This is a genomic window from Kitasatospora sp. NPDC058046 (assembly GCF_042885595.1).
Taxonomy (GTDB): domain Bacteria; phylum Actinomycetota; class Actinomycetes; order Streptomycetales; family Streptomycetaceae; genus Kitasatospora.
Map to the genome: position 1 here is coordinate 122,258 of NZ_JBHVRS010000019.1, position 16,957 is coordinate 139,214.

General features: G+C 74.9%; 18 protein-coding genes. 10 read left to right on the forward strand and 8 right to left on the reverse strand.

Features of this window, described 5'->3' with window-relative positions; translation table 11 throughout:
- Positions 1 to 114 precede the first annotated feature (114 nt).
- Positions 115 to 1,422, forward strand: coding sequence for a M18 family aminopeptidase (locus tag ACFVU7_RS31760; RefSeq protein ID WP_375877070.1), 1,308 nt, complete (start codon positions 115 to 117; stop codon positions 1,420 to 1,422).
- Positions 1,423 to 1,495: 73 nt separating this feature from the next.
- Here ACFVU7_RS31760 and ACFVU7_RS31765 read toward each other — a convergent pair whose 3' ends face one another.
- Positions 1,496 to 3,325 carry an NHL domain-containing thioredoxin family protein gene (locus ACFVU7_RS31765; protein WP_388048507.1) on the reverse strand — a complete coding sequence of 610 codons (1,830 nt, stop codon included), beginning with the start codon at positions 3,323 to 3,325 and terminating at the stop codon, positions 1,496 to 1,498.
- A 55-nt stretch (positions 3,326 to 3,380) separates the two neighbouring features.
- Entirely contained in the window at positions 3,381 to 3,893 is a 513-nt protein-coding gene (locus ACFVU7_RS31770; RefSeq protein ID WP_388048509.1) for a GNAT family N-acetyltransferase, read from the reverse strand.
- Between the two features lie 128 nt (positions 3,894 to 4,021).
- Here ACFVU7_RS31770 and ACFVU7_RS31775 point away from each other — a divergent pair, with 128 nt between their 5' ends.
- Positions 4,022 to 4,510 carry an LURP-one-related/scramblase family protein gene (locus ACFVU7_RS31775; protein WP_049651067.1) on the forward strand — a complete coding sequence of 163 codons (489 nt, stop codon included), beginning with the start codon at positions 4,022 to 4,024 and terminating at the stop codon, positions 4,508 to 4,510.
- 136 nt (positions 4,511 to 4,646) lie between these two features.
- Positions 4,647 to 5,069 carry a DUF350 domain-containing protein gene (locus tag ACFVU7_RS31780; RefSeq protein ID WP_074002038.1) on the forward strand — a complete coding sequence of 141 codons (423 nt, stop codon included), beginning with the start codon at positions 4,647 to 4,649 and terminating at the stop codon, positions 5,067 to 5,069.
- Positions 5,070 to 5,120: 51 nt separating this feature from the next.
- Here the strand turns inward: ACFVU7_RS31780 and ACFVU7_RS31785 are convergent, their stop codons facing one another.
- Positions 5,121 to 5,468, reverse strand: coding sequence for a helix-turn-helix domain-containing protein (locus ACFVU7_RS31785; RefSeq protein WP_117488920.1), 348 nt, complete (start codon positions 5,466 to 5,468; stop codon positions 5,121 to 5,123).
- 105 nt (positions 5,469 to 5,573) lie between these two features.
- Between ACFVU7_RS31785 and ACFVU7_RS31790 the strand changes: the two genes are divergently transcribed.
- Together ACFVU7_RS31790 and ACFVU7_RS31795 are read left to right on the forward strand one after the other, a co-directional pair.
- Complete coding sequence (locus ACFVU7_RS31790; RefSeq protein ID WP_388048511.1) at positions 5,574 to 6,491, forward strand: NAD(P)-binding domain-containing protein; 918 nt, start codon at positions 5,574 to 5,576, stop codon at positions 6,489 to 6,491.
- A 23-nt stretch (positions 6,492 to 6,514) separates the two neighbouring features.
- Positions 6,515 to 7,084: a GNAT family N-acetyltransferase gene (locus tag ACFVU7_RS31795; protein WP_117488924.1), complete on the forward strand. Its 570-nt coding sequence runs from the start codon at positions 6,515 to 6,517 to the stop codon at positions 7,082 to 7,084.
- Between the two features lie 53 nt (positions 7,085 to 7,137).
- On the opposite strand, the gene ACFVU7_RS31800 is transcribed toward ACFVU7_RS31795, so the two are convergent.
- Positions 7,138 to 7,542, reverse strand: coding sequence for a type II toxin-antitoxin system VapC family toxin (locus ACFVU7_RS31800; protein ID WP_049651072.1), 405 nt, complete (start codon positions 7,540 to 7,542; stop codon positions 7,138 to 7,140).
- Positions 7,539 to 7,817 (reverse strand): type II toxin-antitoxin system Phd/YefM family antitoxin, encoded by a 279-nt coding sequence (locus ACFVU7_RS31805; RefSeq protein WP_049651073.1) that lies wholly within the window; start codon positions 7,815 to 7,817, stop codon positions 7,539 to 7,541. Before ACFVU7_RS31805 ends, ACFVU7_RS31800 begins: the two co-directional genes overlap by 4 nt.
- A gap of 364 nt (positions 7,818 to 8,181) precedes the next feature.
- On the opposite strand from ACFVU7_RS31805, the gene ACFVU7_RS31810 reads away from it, so the two are divergent.
- The 3 genes from ACFVU7_RS31810 to ACFVU7_RS31820 all read left to right on the forward strand — a co-directional run bounded on the left by ACFVU7_RS31810 (position 8,182) and on the right by ACFVU7_RS31820 (position 11,212).
- The gene (locus tag ACFVU7_RS31810) at positions 8,182 to 9,141 is read left to right on the forward strand and encodes a hypothetical protein (RefSeq protein WP_388048513.1); all 960 of its coding nucleotides are present in this window, start codon (positions 8,182 to 8,184) and stop codon (positions 9,139 to 9,141) included.
- 96 nt (positions 9,142 to 9,237) lie between these two features.
- Entirely contained in the window at positions 9,238 to 10,269 is a 1,032-nt protein-coding gene (locus tag ACFVU7_RS31815) for an NAD(P)/FAD-dependent oxidoreductase (protein ID WP_388048514.1), read from the forward strand.
- A gap of 40 nt (positions 10,270 to 10,309) precedes the next feature.
- Complete coding sequence (locus ACFVU7_RS31820; RefSeq protein ID WP_375877708.1) at positions 10,310 to 11,212, forward strand: class I SAM-dependent methyltransferase; 903 nt, start codon at positions 10,310 to 10,312, stop codon at positions 11,210 to 11,212.
- 59 nt (positions 11,213 to 11,271) lie between these two features.
- On the opposite strand, the gene ACFVU7_RS31825 is transcribed toward ACFVU7_RS31820, so the two are convergent.
- On the reverse strand, positions 11,272 to 12,111 hold the full coding sequence (locus ACFVU7_RS31825; protein WP_388048516.1) for an alpha/beta fold hydrolase: 840 nt from the start codon (positions 12,109 to 12,111) through the stop codon (positions 11,272 to 11,274).
- A gap of 75 nt (positions 12,112 to 12,186) precedes the next feature.
- On the opposite strand from ACFVU7_RS31825, the gene cutA reads away from it, so the two are divergent.
- Positions 12,187 to 12,546: a divalent-cation tolerance protein CutA gene (gene cutA / locus ACFVU7_RS31830; RefSeq protein ID WP_388048518.1), complete on the forward strand. Its 360-nt coding sequence runs from the start codon at positions 12,187 to 12,189 to the stop codon at positions 12,544 to 12,546.
- A 7-nt stretch (positions 12,547 to 12,553) separates the two neighbouring features.
- Here the strand turns inward: cutA and ACFVU7_RS31835 are convergent, their stop codons facing one another.
- Both ACFVU7_RS31835 and ACFVU7_RS31840 read right to left on the reverse strand, forming a co-directional pair.
- A complete protein-coding gene (locus ACFVU7_RS31835; protein WP_074002046.1) occupies positions 12,554 to 13,204 on the reverse strand; it encodes a response regulator transcription factor in 651 nt (216 codons plus the stop codon).
- Positions 13,168 to 14,508, reverse strand: a complete 1,341-nt coding sequence (locus ACFVU7_RS31840) for a sensor histidine kinase (protein ID WP_388048520.1) — start codon at positions 14,506 to 14,508, stop codon at positions 13,168 to 13,170. The genes ACFVU7_RS31835 and ACFVU7_RS31840 overlap by 37 nt, the downstream gene beginning before the upstream one ends.
- A gap of 267 nt (positions 14,509 to 14,775) precedes the next feature.
- On the opposite strand from ACFVU7_RS31840, the gene ACFVU7_RS31845 reads away from it, so the two are divergent.
- The gene (locus tag ACFVU7_RS31845) at positions 14,776 to 16,827 is read left to right on the forward strand and encodes a serine hydrolase domain-containing protein (RefSeq protein ID WP_388048522.1); all 2,052 of its coding nucleotides are present in this window, start codon (positions 14,776 to 14,778) and stop codon (positions 16,825 to 16,827) included.
- The last annotated feature ends 130 nt before the right edge of the window (positions 16,828 to 16,957 follow it).

Here is a 16,957-nt window from a genome sequence, read left to right on the forward strand (position 1 = left end):
CCGGGTCGTGCACCGAACCAGGTGTTCCGAATGCCCTGTCCGTGTACGGGCATATGCTCAGGTGCGAAGCCGACTCCCCATCCGGCTTCGGCCCTCACTCGACCCAGGAGCAGCATGTCGACCGCCGCCCGCCAGGCATTCTTCGACCGGACGCACAGCGACGACCTGATCGCGTTCCTCGGCACCTCACCCTCCCCGTACCACGCGGTGGCGAGCGCCGCGGAGCGGCTGGAGAAGGCGGGCTTCCGGCAGGTCGCCGAGACGGACGCGTGGGACGACGCGGCCGGCGGGCGCTACCTGATCCGCGGGGGCGCGCTGATCGCCTGGTACCTGCCGGAGGGAGCGGGCCCCGAGACGCCGTTCCGGATCGTCGGCACCCACACCGACTCGCCCAACCTGCGGGTCAAGCCCGTGCCGGACACCGGCTCGGAGGGCTGGCGGCAGGTCGCCGTGGAGATCTACGGCGGCGTCCCGCTGAACACCTGGCTGGACCGCGACCTCGGCCTCTCCGGCCGGCTCGCGCTCAAGGACGGCACCGCCCGGCTGGTCCAGCTGGACGAGCCGCTGCTGCGCGTGCCGCAGCTCGCCATCCACCTGGACCGCCAGGTCAACGAGGGCATGAAGCTCGACAAGCAGCGCCACCTCACCCCGATCTGGGGCCTCGGCCCGGTCGACGAGGGCGCGCTGATCTCCTACGTCGCCCAGCGGGCCGGTCTGGACGCCGCCGACGTGGTCGGCTGGGACCTCATGACCCACGACGTCCAGCCCGCCTCCTACCTGGGCCGCGACCGCGAACTGCTGGCCGCCCCGCGCCTGGACAACCTGCTCTCGGTGCACGCGGCCACCGCCGCGCTCGCCGCCGTCGCCACCGCCGAGGGCGCCGCCAGCCTGCCGTACATCCCGGTGCTGGCCGCCTTCGACCACGAGGAGACCGGCAGCGAGTCCGACACCGGCGCGCAGAGCCCGCTGCTCGGCACCGTGCTGGACCGGACGGTGCACGCGCGCGGCGGCACCACCGAGGACCGGGCCCGGGCCCTCGCCGGCACCGTCTGCCTCTCCTCGGACATGGGCCACGCCGTCCACCCGAACTACAGCGAGCGGCACGAGCCGGGCCACCACCCGATGCCGAACGGCGGGCCGATCCTCAAGGTCAACGTCAACAACCGCTACGCGACCGACGGCGTCGGGCGGGCGGTGTTCGCGGCCGCCTGTGAGAAGGCGGGCGTGCCGTGGCAGACCTTCGTCTCCAACAACGCCATGCCCTGCGGTACGACGATCGGCCCGATCACGGCGGCGCGGCTGGGCATCAAGACGGTGGACTGCGGCATCGCGGCGCTCTCCATGCACTCGGCGCGCGAGCTGTGCGGCGCGGAGGACCCGTACCTGCTGGCGAGCGCGCTCAAGGCCTTCCTGGAGGGCTGACGGCGGACGCGGAAGGGGCCCGGCGGTCGTCCGCCGGGCCCCTTCGCGCTGTTCTGCCGAGCGTTGTTCCGGGTTACTCCATCCCGGCCAGGACCAGCGGGAGGCGCCGGGCGCCGTCGGCGACCAGCTTCACCGGCACGCCCCAGTCCTGCTGGTGCACGTGGCAGGCCGGGTACTCGATCTCCGGGTCGTCGTCGCAGGAGGCGGCCATCGCCGAGACGTGCAGCACGCCCTCGGCGACCTCGGCGGAGAGCACCAGCTCACGGGAGAGGTCGGTGTCCGCGCCCGCGCCGGAGACCAGCAGCTCGGGCGGGGTCGAGCTGACCAGCAGCCGGGTGGACGGGCCGTAGCGCTCGTCCAGCTTCTGGCCGTTCGGCGCCTCGAAGACCACGTCCAGCCGGAAGGCGCCCGGGGCGACCTCGGTGGCCGCGCGGCGGGTGCGGTGCGCCACCGACTCGACCCGTACCGCCTCCTCCGGCAGCCGCAGCCTGGTCAGCCGGTGCCGGGCCGACTCGACCACCACGATGTCGCCGTCCACCAGCACCGCCCCGGAGGGCTCGCGCAGGTCGGTGGCCAGCGTGCTGACCTCACCGCTGGCCGGGTCGTAGCGGCGCAGCGCGTGGTTGTAGGTGTCGGCGACGGCCACCGAGCCGTCCGGCAGCACGGTGACGCCCAGCGGGTGCTGGAACAGCGCCTGGTCGGCCGCGCCGTCGCGGTGGCCGAAGTCGAACAGGCCGGTGCCGACGGCGGTCCGGACCGCCCCTGTTTCACGTGAAACCCAGCGCAGCGCGGAGGTCTCGGAGTCGGCGACCCAGAGCCGCTCGCCGTCCGCGGAGACCGCGAGGCCGGACGGCTGGGCGAACCAGGCCTCGGCGGCGGGCCCGTCCACCAGGCCCTCGTTGGTGGTGCCGGCCGCGACCGCGACCGTGTCGGCGGCCGGGTCGAACGACCACAGCTGGTGCACGCCGGCCATCGCGATCCACACCCGGCCGTCGAACCAGGCGACGTCCCACGGCGAGGAGAGGTCCACCTCGCGGGCCGGGCCCTCGGTGGCCGAGCCCTGCCACCACTGGCGGCCGGTGCCGGCCAGGGTGGTCACCAGGCCGTCGGCGAGGCGCACGCCGCGCAGGGCGTGGTTGACGGTGTCGGCGACGACCACGTCGTACGCCGAGCCCTCCGGCAGCAGCGCGAGGCCCTGCGGCTCGCTGAACCGCGGGCCCTCGCCGTCCGAGCCGTCGCCGTCCACCAGTCCGCGCTGCCCGTCGCCGATCCGGCGCACCACCGTCTCGCCGTCCTCGGCCAGCTCGACCAGCGAGTGGTGGCCGGAGTCGGCGACCAGGAAGTGGCCGTTCGGCAGCCGGACCGCCTTGCCGGGGAACTTCAGGCTCCCCGCGGTCGGCTCCGGCGCCACGTACGGGCCGTCGCCGCGGCGCAGCGTGCCCTTCGCGGCGTGCTCGGCCTCCAGCTCCTCGACCAGCCGGGCGAGCGCGTGGGCATGCCCCTCGCCGGCGTGCTGGGCGACCACGTAGCCCTCCGGGTCGATCACCACCAGCGTCGGCCAGGCCCGGACGGCGTACTGCTTCCAGGTGGCCAGCGCCGGGTCGTCCAGCACCGGGTGGTGCACCTCGTAGCGGGCGACGGCGTCGACCACGGCCTGGTGGTCGGCCTCGTGCACGAACTTCGGCGAGTGCACCCCGACGATCACCACGGTGTCGCGGTGCGCCTCCTCCAGCTCCCGCAGCTCGTCCAGGACGTGCAGGCAGTTGATGCAGCAGAAGGTCCAGAAGTCCAGGATGGTGATCTTGCCCCGGAAGTCGGCGAGCGTGAGCTCCTTGCCGCCGGTGTTCAGCCAACCGCCTGCCCCGACCAGTTCGGGGGCGCGTACACGTGCACGAGATGCCATGCGTCAATCAAACCGCACGCCCGCTGCCCGCATTCCGGTGCGGGGCCGCGAGCGGTTACGGCCGGGTGAGGTCGGCCTGCCAGCGGGTCTCGCCGTCCTGGGTGTGGGCGGTGCGGCGCAGGCCGAGGGCGGTGGCGATCCTGGCGGAGGCGTGGTGGTCGGGGTGGATGTGGGCGACGGCGGTGGTGGCGCCGCCGGCGGTGAGGTGGGCGAGCAGGGTGCGGGCGGCCTCGGTGGCCAGGCCGCGGCGCTGCCAGGGGGTGCCGACCACCCAGGCGAGTTCGGCCCCGTCGGGGCGGACGGTGGTCTGCACGTAGCCGGTGAGGGCGCCGTCGGCGCGCAGCCGCAGCACCCAGTTGCCCCAGGCCTCGGCCGGGTCGGGGGAGCCGGCGGCGAGCCGGGCGCAGCGGGCGCGCAGCTCCTCGACGGTGGCCGGGCGGCCGCCGGTGAAGGCGTGCAGGGCCGGGTCGGCGAGCGCGGCCGCCAGCTCCTCGGCGTGCCCGGGGGCGATCGGCAGCAGGTCGAGGCGCTCGCTGCGCAGTTCGGCGGTGGTGAGGTCAGGGTGCATGGCCGTATTGAAGGGGATCGGGGGCCGTTGTGCGACGGGGTTTCCGGTCGGCCGTCCCGTGGCGGTGCTTTCCCGCGGCCGGGGGTCCGGGGTCGAATGGGGCGGACGTCAACACGAGGAGGTCGCAGGTGCGGTACCTGGTCAGGGAGAAGCTGTTCGCGGTCGGCGACGACTACTGGATCGAGGACGACCGGGGCCGCAAGGCGTACCTGGTGGACGGCAAGGTGCTGCGGCTGCGGGACACCTTCGAGCTGAAGGACGCGCACGGGCGGGTGGTCGCGGTGGTGAAGGAGAAGATGCTCACCGTCCGCGACGCGATGAAGATCGAGGACGCCGACGGCGAGGTGGTCGCCACCGTCCGGGAGAAGCTGTTCACCCCGTTCCGGGACAAGTACCTGGTGGAGCTGGCTTCCGGCGGCGAGCTGAAGATCCACGGCAACCTGATCGACAAGGACTACCGGATCGAGAACCAGCACGGCGACGACCTGGCCCGGATCAGCCGCAAGTGGTTCAGGATCCGCGACACCTACGGGGTGGAGATCGCCGACGGCGCGGACACCGGCCTGCTGCTGGCCGTCGCGGCCTGCGTCGACCACCTGGTGCACGAGGACGACTGACCCGTCCCCGGTTTCCGGATCCCGGTCCGCCCCTCACCCGGGTGGGGTATCTTTTGCCAACCCTTGACCAAGGCGGTCGGGGGCCCTGACCAGCCGGTCGGGGGCTGGCGTGAGCGGACCGGGGGCTGGAACCACGATGAACGACATCCTGCACGGGCTCGGTGCTGCGGCGGCCTACGGCGCCCTCGGCGTGGTGCTGCTGCTCCTCGGCATCGGCCTGGTCGACCTGCTGACGCCCGGCAGGCTCGGCCACCAGATCTGGGTCGAGCGCAACCGCAACGCCGCCGTCCTGCTCAGCTCCGCGCTGCTCGGCATCGGCGGCATCGTCTTCACCGCGATCATGTACACCTACGCCGACTTCGCCAAGGGCCTGCTGTCGACGGCCTGTTACGGCCTGCTCGGGCTGGTGCTGATGGCCGTCGCGTTCTGGCTGGTGGACCTGCTGACGCCGGGAAAGCTCGGCGCGATCCTGGTCGAGCCGGAGCCGCACCCGGCGGTGTGGGTGTCCGCCTCCTGCAACATCGCGGTGGCGGCGGTGGTGTCGGCCGCGATCGCGTAGGGCCCTTCCCTGGGCCGCGCCACGTCGGGTACGGCGCACCGGGGGGCGGCGCTACGCCGGGTACGGCGCCCCGCCCAGGAGGTGCTCCCGGCCCCAGTCGCCCAGCGGCCCCAGCGCCGTGTTGAGGCGGTGCCCCGCCTCGGTCAGCGCGTACTCGACCCGCGGCGGCACTTCCTCGTACGCCTCGCGGTGCACGATGCCGTGCGCCTCCATCTCGCGCAGGTGCGCGGCCAGCACCTTCTCGGTGATCCCCGGCAGCAGCCGGCGCAGCTCGCCGAAGCGGCAGCGCGGGCGCTCGCCCAGGGCCCAGAGGATCGACACCTTCCACTTGCCGCCGATCACGTCCATCGCGGCGTCCGTCCCGCAGATGTACGCCCCCGGCCTCGGCACGGTCGCCATGCCCACCCCTTCCGAACCTCCGACCTGGATACTGACCCCAGGGTAACCACCCACTCCGAAGTGCGTACTTGATCGTTTCCGGGGGCAGCGCGGAGGCTGACTGCCATGGCAACCAACCCCGTTGAGAACGCGTCCGAGACCACGCCCGCCCTGAACACCCCGTCCACCCCGCTCACCCTGCTCGGCCTCGGCGCGATGGGTACCGCGCTGGCCGGGGCCTGGCTCGCCGCCGGGCACCCGCTGACCGTCTGGAACCGCACCGCCGCCCGCGCCGAGGGGCTCGCCGCCCGCGGTGCCGCCGTCGCCGCCACCGCCGCGGAGGCGGTCGCCGTGAACCGGCTGGTCGTCGTCTGCCTGCTCGACGACGCCTCCGTGCCGGAGGCGCTGGACGGCGTCGACCTGACCGGCAAGGACCTGGTCAACCTGGTCACCAGCACCCCCGCGCAGGCCCGCGCCCGCGCCGCCTGGGCCGAGGAGCGCGGCGCCCGCTACCTGGACGGCGGGATCATGGCCGTCCCGCCGATGATCGGTGTCCCGGCGACCGGGGCGTACGTGTTCTACAGCGGCTCGTCCGAGCTGTTCGAGGAGCACGGGGCCACCCTCGCCGTCCCGGCCGGCACCCGGTACGTGGGCGCGGACGCCGGGTACGCGGCGCTGCACGACGTGGCGCTGCTCAGCGGGATGTACGGGATGCTCGCCGGGATCGCGCACGCCTTCGCGCTGGTCCGCGGCGAGGACGTGGCGCCGGGCGAGCTGGCGCCGCTGCTGGGCGGCTGGCTCGCCGCGATGTCCGGCTCGGTGGCCAGGACCGCGGAGCAGCTGGAGAGCGGCGACTACACCCAGGGCGTGGTGTCCAACCTGGCGATGCAGGTGGCCGGCCGGCAGACGCTGCTGAGCACCGCCGAGGAGCAGGGGGTGAGCGCCGAACTGCTGGAGCCGTACTTCCGGTTGATGGAGCGCAGGCTGGAGATCGGCGGTGGCGAGGAGGACCTGACCGGGGTCGTCGACCTGCTGCGACGGTGAGGCCCGGCCGGTAACGTACCGGCATGGCAGACCTCGAAGAACGCGCCACCGTCGTCGCGTCCCACTCACGGCAGGCCGGAGCGGGGGTGCTGGTCCGACCGCGCCGCGCCGACGACCTCGCCGACTGCGTCCGGGTGCTCGGCGACGTCCACGCGGCCGACGGCTATCCCGCCGACTGGCCCGACCGCCCCGCCGCCTGGCTGACCCCGGACGGCCAGCTCGCCGCCTGGATCGCCGAGTCGGACGGCCGGCTCGCCGGACACGTCGGCCTCGCCCGCAGCACCCCGGACGACCTCGCCCCCGCCCTGTGGAGCCACCGCACCGGTGGTCGCCCGGAGCTCACCAGCGTGATCGGCCGCCTCTACGTCGCCCCCACGGCGCGCGGCCACCTCATCGGCGCCCGGCTGCTGGCCTGCGCCGTGGCGCACGCGCGGGCGCTCGGCCTGCACCCCGTGCTCGACGTCCTCGCCACCGACACCGCCGCCGTGGCCCTCTACCGCCGCCTCGGCTGGACCCACCTCGGCAGCGGCGACCAGCGGTGGGCCTCCGGCCGCACCGTCACCGTCCACTGCTTCGCCGCCCCGAGGGGATGAGCCCCGGCCCGCCCGGCCCCGCCCAGCCCCGACAGCCGGGCGGGGCTGGGCGGCTATACCGCGATGACCTCGATCCCCTGCTCCAGGCCGATGAAGTCGTCCGCGTTCCGGGTGTAGAGCGGTAGGCCGTGGGCGGCGGCGGTGGCAGCGATCATCAGGCCCATGCGGCGAGGGCGGGGGTCGCGCTTGGCCTGGATCGTGAGTGCGATCAGTGTTCCGAATCGCCGGGCGGCCTCACGGTCAAACGGGAGGGCGGTGAACTCCGCCTCCACGTCGGCCAGCCGTTGGGCCCTGGCCAGCATCTGCACTGGGTCCTTGGCCATGGCGACACCCTGGGAGAGCTCGGCCAGCACCACCGAGGGCACGGCGACCTCGAACGGCAGGAGTTCCGGATCGATCTGCGGCAGATCGATCACCACACAGGTGTCGAGCAGGCCGCACTGGCGTCGTTCGCTCACGCGCGCTCCCACGGGTCGCCGCCGCCCTCGACCCGGTCCTCGTCGCCGTAGAAGGTGTCGGCCTCGGCCCGCAGCTGTGCGGCGTCGACGGCGGGTGCGCTCCGCCACTTGCGCTGGAGCTCTTCCACGGGGACGAACCGTCGGCGGTTGCTGATCGGTCGGACTTCGGCAATCTCCGTGCCGTTGCGGGTGACGTGGTAGATCTCGCCGGCTTCGACATCGTCGAGTACGGCCTTGGACCGCGCCGCGAGTTCGCGCTGCGTGATGGTCTTCATGGTGCCAGTGTATTGCGCCGCAATACACTGTGCCACGCTTTCCCGTCCCGGCTGGTCGTCGAGGCCGGGCAGGACGATGGTGGCACCGTGGTCCACGGTGCGCAGGCCGGTGACCGCCGGGCTGACCGTCGAGCGGGTCGCTGGGGAGGCTCGCGGCACCGGTGGTCCGGACACGGTCGTCGTGGTTGAGGCTGCCGATGAAGCCTCGCATGGGGTTGTTCCCCTGGTGCTGGCTCAGTTGTGCCTCGGGGACTGCGAGTTGGAGTGATATCCGCCGCGCGTGATGCGGGGTCCCCCGGGTGGGGGAGGGGGATCACCGTGCCGGGGGAGGGGCGGGGCGGGTGGCGCGGGTGAGCCTGGCGGCATGGTGAGAAGCGGGTGGGCGGTGGCCGGCTGGGGGCTCGGGTACGCCGGGTTCGGGGTGGGGTGCGGGCTGAGCGGGACGGCGCTGTTCGGCGCGCACTGGCCGGGGTGGGTGGTGGCCGGCGTAGGCCTGCTCTCGGTCGTCGCCGGAGCGCTGGTGGCGCGCCGGAAACCGGTGCGGCCGCAGCGGCTGCTGTGGCTGCTCTGCGGGGCGGCCGCGGTGGGGGCCTGGAGCCTGCTGATGGACCTGGTGACGCTGGTGTTCGGCCAGCGGGTGGACAGCGTCCCCGACACGGTGGGGCGCGCCCTGGCGGCGCTGGGGGCGGTACTGCTGGCCAGGGCCGCCCTGGGACTGCGGCCCGGTGCCCGTGCCGGCCGGGGCGGGCAGGCCGCGCCGGCTCCCACGGCGGCCCCGCCGCTCGTCCAACTCGCCGCCTGGACAGGGACCCTGGCGTTCGTGCCGTACGTGCTGATGAAGCTGGTCTGGGCGCTCGGCGGCAGTTTCGCGGGGATCAGCGGTGACCGGATGTACGCGAGCTATGTGCGCAACGGCTCCTCCGGGCTCTGGCTCGCCCTGGAGCGTTGGGGACTGGACGGCACGATGCTGCTGGCGCTGCTCGGGGTGTTCCTGCTCTGGGGGCTGGTCCGTCCGTGGGGGCAGGTCTTCCCGCGCTGGACCCTGCCGCTGCGCGGCCGCCGGGTGCCGCGCTGGCTGCCGCTCACCCCGGCCCTGCTGGGTGCGGCCACGCTGGCGCCGTACGGGGTGGTCGGGGTCGGCTACCTGGGGCTGTGCACCGCCGGGGTGACGCGGATCAGGCTGGGCGAGTTCGCCGGTGAGCAGAGCGCGCTGGAGGTCGCCTGGGTGGGGATGTGCGGGTTCGCCGGGTACGGGGTCGCGCTGGCGGTGGCCGCCCGGTCGTACTGGCGGCGGACGGGGGCGCGGGCCGCCGAGGTGCGCTGAGGGCGGGGTCGGCTCGGGGCCGGGGTTTGCTGAGGCGGCAACATTGCTTGCCGATCCGGTGGGGTGGGCCGCAGCCTGGCGGTGGAGGTGAGCGCCATGGGCGAGACGACCGGGACGACCAGGACAGCCGGGGTGACCGGGATCAGGGAGAGCGAGCGCTACGACGTGGTGGTGGTCGGCGCCGGAGCGGCGGGGCTGAACGCCGCGCTGGTGCTGGGCCGGGCCCGGCGCCGGGTCGCGGTGGTGGACGCCGGCGAGCCGCGCAACGCGCCCGCCGCCCACATGCACGGCTACCTGAGCCGGGACGGCATGCCCCCGGCGGCGCTGCTGGCGGTCGGGCGGGAGGAGGTCGCCCGGTACGGGGCGGACCTGATCGACGCCCGGGTCGAGCACATCGAGCCCGCCGGTGCCGATGCCGGTGCCGGTCCGGCCGGGTCCGCGGCGCCGGGCTTCGTGGTCCACCTGGCCGGCGGGCCGGTGCTGCACGCGCGCCGGGTGGTCGTCGCCACCGGGCTGCGGGACGGCCTGCCGGAGCTGCCCGGCCTGGTCGAGCGGTGGGGCCAGGATGTGCTGCACTGCCCGTACTGCCACGGCTGGGAGGTCCGCGACCGCCCGCTCGGCGTGCTCGGCACCGGCCCGGGAGCGGTCAATCAGGCGCTGCTGCTGCGGCAGTGGTCGGCGGACGTGGTGCTGCTCGCGCACACCCTCGCACTGACCGACGACGAGCGGGAACGGCTCGCCGCCCGGGACGTCCGGGTGGTCGATGGCCGGATCGTCCGCCTGGTCTCCGACGACGGGCGGCTGCGCGGCGTCGAGCTCGCCAACGGGCAGGTGGTGCCGCGCGAGGCGGTGTTCGTCTTCCCGCAGCCGGTGCCCCGGGACGCGCTGCTCTTCGGCCTCGACTGCGCCCGGGACGACAACGGCTGGGTCACCACCGACCGGACCGGCCGCACCAGCCTCCCCGGCGTCTGGGCGGTCGGCAACGTCGCCGACCCGCGCGCCCAGGTGGTCACCGCCGCCGGGATGGGCGCGGCGGCCGCCTTCGCGCTCGACCACGACCTCGCGGCGGAGGAGGTCGAGCGGGCCGTCGTGCGGTACCGCGCGTCCGGTGCCGCCGTGCCCGCCTGAGCGGGGAAGCTTTCGTCAACCCACGATCGGAGAAACCCTGATGTCAGCGCACCAGCACGACCACTCCCACTCCCACGGCCCGTCCCACGGGCACTCCCACGGGCACGTCCCCGCCGCCGACTTCGACTGGGACGCGCTCGCCGCGCACCTGGAGCTGGAGGGCGACCTGCGGGCCGGCGCCGTCACCGAGGCCGGGCGGTGGCTGCTCGGCCTGCACGGCGAGGGCGCGGTTCGGCGGGTCCTCGACGTCGGCAGCGGGCCCGGGGTGATCGCCGGACTGCTGGCGGAGGTCTTCCCGGCGGCCGAGGTGGTGGCCGTCGACCAGTCGGCCGCCCTGCTGGAGCGTGCCCGGGTCCGCTCCGGTGGCCGGCTCGGCACCCGACAGGCCGACCTGCCCGCCGAGTTCGACAAGCTCGGCGAGGCCGACCTGATCTGGTCCGGCAACGCCATCCACCACCTCGGCGACCAGCAGGCCGCGCTCACCTCGCTCGCCGGGGCGCTGCGGCCCGGCGGCCTGCTCGCCGTCGCCGAACGCGGCCTGCCCGCGCGCTACCTGCCGCGCGACTTCGGCCTCGGCCGGCCCGGCCTCCAGGCCCGGATGGACGCCGCCCACGAGGACGGCTTCACCACCATGCGGGCCGAACTGCCGGACAGCACCGAGGAGATCGAGGACTGGCCGGCCATGCTCGGGCGGGCCGGGCTGACCCCGACCGGCACCCGCACCTTCCTGGTCGACCACCCCGCCCCGCTCGCCGGCCCGGTCCGCGCTTACCTGCACGTCCAGCTGACCCGGCTGCGCGACCGGCTCGCCGAACAGCTCGACACCGAGGACCGGGCCACCCTGGACGCGCTGCTCGCCGAGGACGCCCCCACCGGGATCCTGCACCGCCCGGACGCCTTCTACCTCTCCGCGATGACCGTCCACACGGCCCGCCGGGACTGACCCGGCGGCCCCGCGGGTTGGCGGGGGCGGGTGTGGGAGCGTCCGTGCGGCGCATCGCTTCAGGGTGCGATGAAGGCGGCCACCGTACGGCTGAAGGCGGCCGGGTCGTCGAGCCACGGGTAGTGGCCGGCGGCGGGCTGGACGGCGGTACGGGCGCGGCGGAACAGCGCGGCCGTGGCGCGGACCGCCCCGGGCCTCGGGTCGGGGTCGTACTCGCCGGCCAACAGGAGTGCCGGGGAGGCGAGTTCGGCCACGGCGGCGCGGACGTCGGCGGGTTGGAAGCCGCCGCCGTGGTAGGCCGCGGCGGCCTCCGGGTGGCTCTGGGCGGTGCGGTCGGCCTCGTGGGCGCGGGCGGCGGCGTCCCAGGTGCCGTGGAAGAGCGGTGCCACGGCGTCGGGGTCGGCGGCGCCGCCGGCGAAGGCGGTGCGGACGGCGGCCCGGGCGGCCGGGTACCACTCCTGCTCGGCGAGGCCGCGGGCCTCGGCCGCCTCGCGGTAGTCGTCCTCGGAGGAGGTGCTGCCGAAGATCCGGAGGCTGGGCGTGACCAGCACCAGCCGACCGGTGCGTTCCGGGTGCCGCAGCGCGTACAGGGTGGCGAGCGAGCAGCCGGCGGAGTGGGCGAGGAGGTCCACCCGGTCGAGTCCGAGGTGGGTCCGGAAGGCCTCGACGTCCGCCACCTGCCGGTCGACCCGGTGGTCCGCCGGGTCGGCCGGGCGCTCCGAGCGGCCCGTGCCGCGCAGGTCGAGGACGTGCAGGGCGCGGTGCGCGGAGAGGCCGCCGAGGTCGCCGAGGTACGCGGCGTCGCGCATCGGGCCGCCGGCGAGGACGAGCAGCGGCTCGCCCCGGCCGAGCACGCGGTAGCCGAGCCGGGTGCCGTCGGGGCCGGTGAAGGTCGTCATCGGCCGATCGTGGCAACCGCCGTCCGGCCGGGGCAACGGGAATTCGGCCGACCCGTCCCGGGGTACCGTCGGCGCATGACAGCGAGTGAGCGGCGCTTCGTCGTGGTGACCACGACCCACGAGAGCGAGGAGCGGGCCCGGGCCCTGGCGTCCGCCGTGGTGCGGGAGCGGCTGGCGGCCTGCGCCCAGGTGTACCCCGTACGGTCGGTGTACTGGTGGGACGGCGAGGTGCAGGACGCCGAGGAGTGGCGGATCGACCTCAAGACCAGGGCCGAACTCGTGGACCGGCTGGGCGCGTTCGTGGCCGGTCGGCACTCCTACGAGACGCCCGAGCTGGTCGCCGTACCGGTGACGGGCGGCAGTCCGGGCTACCTCGACTGGGTGGCCGCGGAGACCACGCCCGAGGGAACCACGACCCAGGGCGCCGAGGACTGAGGACGGCTCAGGGCGCGACCTGGAGGAAGGCGAGCACTGCCAGCACCCGCCGGTGGTCCTCCTCCGAGGGCGGCAGGTCGAGCTTGAGAAAGATGTTGGCGGTGTGCTTCTTCACCGCCCGCTCGGTGATCACCATCCGTTCGGCGATCGCCGCGTTGGAGCGCCCCTCCGCCATCAGGCCCAGCACCTCGCGCTCACGCGGCGTCAGGCGGTCCAGCGGCTTGTTGCGTTCGTTGCTGCCGACCAGCATGGCGATCACCTGCGGGTCGAGCGCGGTGCCGCCGGCCGCCACCCGCCGGACCGTCTCCACGAACTCGTCGGGGTCGAAGACCCGGTCCTTCAGCAGGTAGCCGATCGCGCCGGTGCCGTCGGCGAGCAGCTCCTTGGCGTAGAGCTGCTCGACGTACTGGGAGAGCACCAGCACCGGCAGCCCGGGGATCCGCCGGCGCGCCTCCAGGGCGGCCTGGAGGCCCTCGTCGGTGAACGTCGGGGGCAGCCGCACGTCGACGACGGCCACGTCCGGGCGTTCGGTGAGCAGGGCCTCCAGGAGGGCCGGTCCGGTGTCCACCGCGGCCACGACCTCGAAGTCGTAGGCCTCCAGCATCCGGACCAGTCCGTCCCTCAGGAGGAAGAGGTCCTCGGCGAGGACAACTCGCACGGCAGCTCCATCGTCAGGGTCGTGGGGCCGCCGAGCGGGCTGCGGACGGCCAGGACGCCGTCGAAGGTAGCAAGCCGCCGTTCCAGGCCGCGCAGCCCGGTGCCGCGCGAGGGGTCGGCGCCGCCGGTGCCGTCGTCGGTGACCTGGGCCTTCAGGGTGCCGTCCTGGTGCCAGAGTTGGACGTCGACCCGGCTCGCGCCCGCGTGCTTGGCGGCGTTCGTCAGGGCCTCGGAGACGGCGAAGTAGACGGCGGACTCGACCGGTGCCTCGGCGCGGCCGGGCAGGTCGGCGGTGACCGTGACGTTCAGCGGGCTGTCCATGCCCAGGGCCCGTACGGCGTCGGCCAGTCCGCGGTCGGCGAGGACCGGCGGGTGGATGCCGCGGACCAGGTCGCGCAGCTCGTTGAGGGCGGTGGCGGAGGCCTGGCGGGTCTCGGCGAGCAGCTGCTTCGCGGCCTGCGGGTCCCGTTCGACCAGCCGCTCGGCGACGCCCAGGTTCATCCCCATGGCCACCAGCCGGGCCTGCGCGCCGTCGTGCAGGTCCCGTTCGATCCGGCGCAGTTCGGCGGCCTGGGCGGTGAGCGCGTCGCGCCGGGTCTCGGTCAGGTGGACGACCTTGCGCTGGGCGGCCAGCGCCTCGGCGCGGGCGGTCGGGCCGAGCAGGGCCCCGGCCAGCGCGGTGTGGCCGCGCAGCGCGCCGGGGGCGATCGCCGGACCGGCCAGGAGGGTCGGGACGGCGAGCAGGACGGCGATCCGGGCGCTGCCCGGGTCCGTCACGTGCACCCACCAGTACCAGGTGTTGCCGTCGGCCGAGGCGATCGGCTCCCAGAGCCAGGGCTGCAGCAGGCCGAAGAGGCCGAAGGCGACCAGGGCCGGCGGGAACAGCGCCACGGTGAAGCCGATCACCGGGTCGACCAGCAGCCAGAGCAGGTCCCGCCAGGTGGCCGGGTCGCCGAGCAGGGCCCGGCAGCGCTGCCAGGCGCCCTTGAGGCCCGGCTCGGCCGGCGGCAGCGGCCGGTACGGCTCGCGGACCGCGACGCCGGACCAGCGGGCGGCCAGCGTGCGGCGGCGGCCGGCCAGGGCCCGGACGGCGAGGACGGTCGCCGGCACCAGCAGGACGCCGAGGCCCACGCCCAGCAGGACGGCGGTGACCGTGGCGGCGACGAGCAGCAGCAGCTGCGGCACCGCGAACCCGGCCAGTGCCGTCGCGCGCAGCAGGTCCCGTACGGCCCGGCGCGCCCGATCGAGCGGCATGCCCGCGCTCCGCCCGGCGGCCTCGGCGCCGCCCCCGACTTCCTTGCCCACGCTGCCCGTTGTCACTGTCCGTCCCCCTCCGTACCGGTCTCGCGGCCGCCGTCCCGACCCTGCGGACCACCAGACTGCCCTACCCCGCCGCCCTGTTCACGGGGCCTCGGCCCCCTCTCGGCGGTACCTGGGTACACCCCCCGATCGACGCCCAGGGGCCCTGCCCCGGCCCACCGCTCCCGGCCTAGCGTTCGAGGTGTCCGGAAGCGGCCCGTCAGCGGAGCGCCGGATCCCCGCCAACCACCGCAATGATCACGGGAGTTCGCCATGTCCGAGCGCTTCACCGCCGGCCGTCCGCTGGTCCGTCTGGTCCTGGTGCTGGCCGCCCTCGGCCTCTTCCTCCACGGCCTCACCCCGGCCCACGCCGCCGGGCACGCGTCCGGAACCGGTGCGCCGACGGCCGGAAGCGGCGCGCCGACGACGCGAACAGGCGTGCTGACGGCCGGAAGCGGCGAACCGCCCTCCCCGGCCGACCCCGTCCAGGTGAGAGCCCTGTTCGACGAGCTGCTTCCCCGGCTGCTCGCCGAGCACCGCATCCCCGGCGCCGCCGTGACCGTGGTGGCCGGCGGGCGGGAGGTCTTCTCGGGCGGCTACGGCGTCGCCGACACCCGGACGAACCGGCCCGTCGACCCGGCGCGGACCGCCTTCTTCATGGGCTCCGACGCCAAGGTGTTCACCGCCGTCGCCGTCCTCCAGCAGGTCGCGGCGGGAAAGCTGGACCTGGGCACCGACGTCAACCACTACCTGACCGCCTTCAAGGTCAGGGACGGCTACCCGGGCCGCCCGGTCACCGTCGAGAACCTGCTCACCCACACCGCGGGCTTCGACGACAGCTTCATGGGCCTCGCCCAGGCCGGGCCCGAGCGGGTCGAGGGCCTCGGCGCCTCGCTCGCCGCCCACCAGCCGGACCGGGTCCGCGCCCCCGGCACCGCCGCCGCGTACGACAACTACGGTGTGGCGCTGGCCGGTTACCTGGTCGAGACGGTCTCCGGGCAGCCCTTCGACCAGTACGTCTCCCAGCACGTCCTCCAGCCCCTCGGGATGGACCGCACCACCTTCAGCCAGCCCCACCCCGCCGCGATCGACGCCGACCTCGCCCGCGGCCACCGCCCCGAGGGCGACGGCCAGACCGGGACCGCGGGCCTCTACGGCCCCTGGACGCCCACCGGCGCCGCCGCCGTCACCACCGCCGACGACATGGCGAAGCTGCTGCTGGCCCTGCTCCCGCAGGGCGGCCCGGACGCCCGGCGGATCCTCGACCCGGCGACGGCCGAGCGGCTGCTCGCCCGCCACTACGGCCCCGACCCGCGCCTGCCCGGCCTGGCCTACCTGCTGGAGCAGCGCACCCACGGCGGCGAGCAGCTGCTGGTCAAGGACGGCGACGTGCCCGGCTTCCACAGCAACCTCGCCCTGCTGCCCCAGCGCGGCCTCGGCCTCTACGTGACCCTCAACGGCGACGGCACCGACGCCAGCGGCGGCTGGGCCACCCAGCAGGTGCTCACCGCCTTCCTGGACCGCTTCCTGCCCGCGCCCCCGGCCGCCGCGACCGCGCCGCTCACCGGCGGCCTGGACGCCTACACCGGCGACTACCGCTCCACCCGCACCAGCCACGCCGACCTCACCCGGGCGGCCGCCCTGATGGCCTCCCCGCACGTCACCGCCGAGCACGGCCAGCTCACCGTCACCGGCCCCGTCACCCGGGACCCGGAGGCGGCCGAGACGCACTGGGAGCAGCTCGAACCCGGTCTGTTCCAGCAGGTCGGCGGCACCGCGCGGATCGCCTTCCAGCGGGCCGCCGACGGCACCCTCACGCTGCTCACCGACGCCGACCCGACCATCGCCTACCAGCGGCTCGCCTGGTACCAGACACCCGGCCCGCACCAGGCGGTCGCCGTCGGCAGCCTCGCCGTCCTCGCCCTCACCCTGCTCGGCTGGCCGGTGGCGGCGGCGGTCCGCCTGGCCCGCCGCCGGGGCCGGGCCGACCGGCCGGCCGTACGGCTGCTCGGCTGGACCACCGGGGCGCTGCTGCTCGCCGCCACCGGCTGCTTCGCCCTGCTGACGGCGGACGCCAACGCGCTCAACCAGACGCTGTTCCTGGGCGATTCGCCGCTGCTGACGGTGGTCCCGGCCCTGGTCGTGACGGCCCTGGCGCTCTCCCCGGTGATGGCGCTCTGCACGGTGCTGGCCTGGCGCGGGCGCTGGTGGAACCTGTTCGGGCGGCTGCACTACACGGGGCTGACGCTGGCGGTGCTGCTCTTCCTGCTCCTCGCGGGGGCGTACGACCTCACCGGGACGGGCGCGCTGGACCTGCTCGGCTGAGGGCGGCGCGTCGGCAGGACGGTACGGCGGTACGAGAACGGCGGCGGGGCCCGGGAATCACCCCGGGCCCCCCCCCCCGGCACCCCGCGGGGCGATTAAACAAAATAAGCCGGCCCCCCAAAGAATTTGT

Excerpts from the sequence above, each read along its gene's own strand:
- ACFVU7_RS31765 (WP_388048507.1), bottom strand. The coding sequence starts at position 3,325 with ATGGCATCTCGTGCACGTGTACGCGCCCCCGAACTGGTCGGGGCAGGC.
- ACFVU7_RS31805 (WP_049651073.1), bottom strand. The coding sequence starts at position 7,817 with ATGAAGACCATCACGCAGCGCGAACTCGCGGCGCGGTCCAAGGCCGTA.
- ACFVU7_RS31790 (WP_388048511.1), top strand. The coding sequence starts at position 5,574 with ATGGCAACCAACCCCGTTGAGAACGCGTCCGAGACCACGCCCGCCCTG.
- ACFVU7_RS31820 (WP_375877708.1), top strand. The coding sequence starts at position 10,310 with ATGTCAGCGCACCAGCACGACCACTCCCACTCCCACGGCCCGTCCCAC.
- ACFVU7_RS31795 (WP_117488924.1), top strand. The coding sequence starts at position 6,515 with ATGGCAGACCTCGAAGAACGCGCCACCGTCGTCGCGTCCCACTCACGG.
- ACFVU7_RS31780 (WP_074002038.1), top strand. The coding sequence starts at position 4,647 with ATGAACGACATCCTGCACGGGCTCGGTGCTGCGGCGGCCTACGGCGCC.
- ACFVU7_RS31810 (WP_388048513.1), top strand. The coding sequence starts at position 8,182 with ATGGTGAGAAGCGGGTGGGCGGTGGCCGGCTGGGGGCTCGGGTACGCC.
- ACFVU7_RS31760 (WP_375877070.1), top strand. The coding sequence starts at position 115 with ATGTCGACCGCCGCCCGCCAGGCATTCTTCGACCGGACGCACAGCGAC.
- ACFVU7_RS31770 (WP_388048509.1), bottom strand. The coding sequence starts at position 3,893 with ATGCACCCTGACCTCACCACCGCCGAACTGCGCAGCGAGCGCCTCGAC.
- ACFVU7_RS31785 (WP_117488920.1), bottom strand. The coding sequence starts at position 5,468 with ATGGCGACCGTGCCGAGGCCGGGGGCGTACATCTGCGGGACGGACGCC.
- ACFVU7_RS31825 (WP_388048516.1), bottom strand. The coding sequence starts at position 12,111 with ATGACGACCTTCACCGGCCCCGACGGCACCCGGCTCGGCTACCGCGTG.
- ACFVU7_RS31815 (WP_388048514.1), top strand. The coding sequence starts at position 9,238 with ATGGGCGAGACGACCGGGACGACCAGGACAGCCGGGGTGACCGGGATC.
- ACFVU7_RS31845 (WP_388048522.1), top strand. The coding sequence starts at position 14,776 with ATGTCCGAGCGCTTCACCGCCGGCCGTCCGCTGGTCCGTCTGGTCCTG.
- cutA (WP_388048518.1), top strand. The coding sequence starts at position 12,187 with ATGACAGCGAGTGAGCGGCGCTTCGTCGTGGTGACCACGACCCACGAG.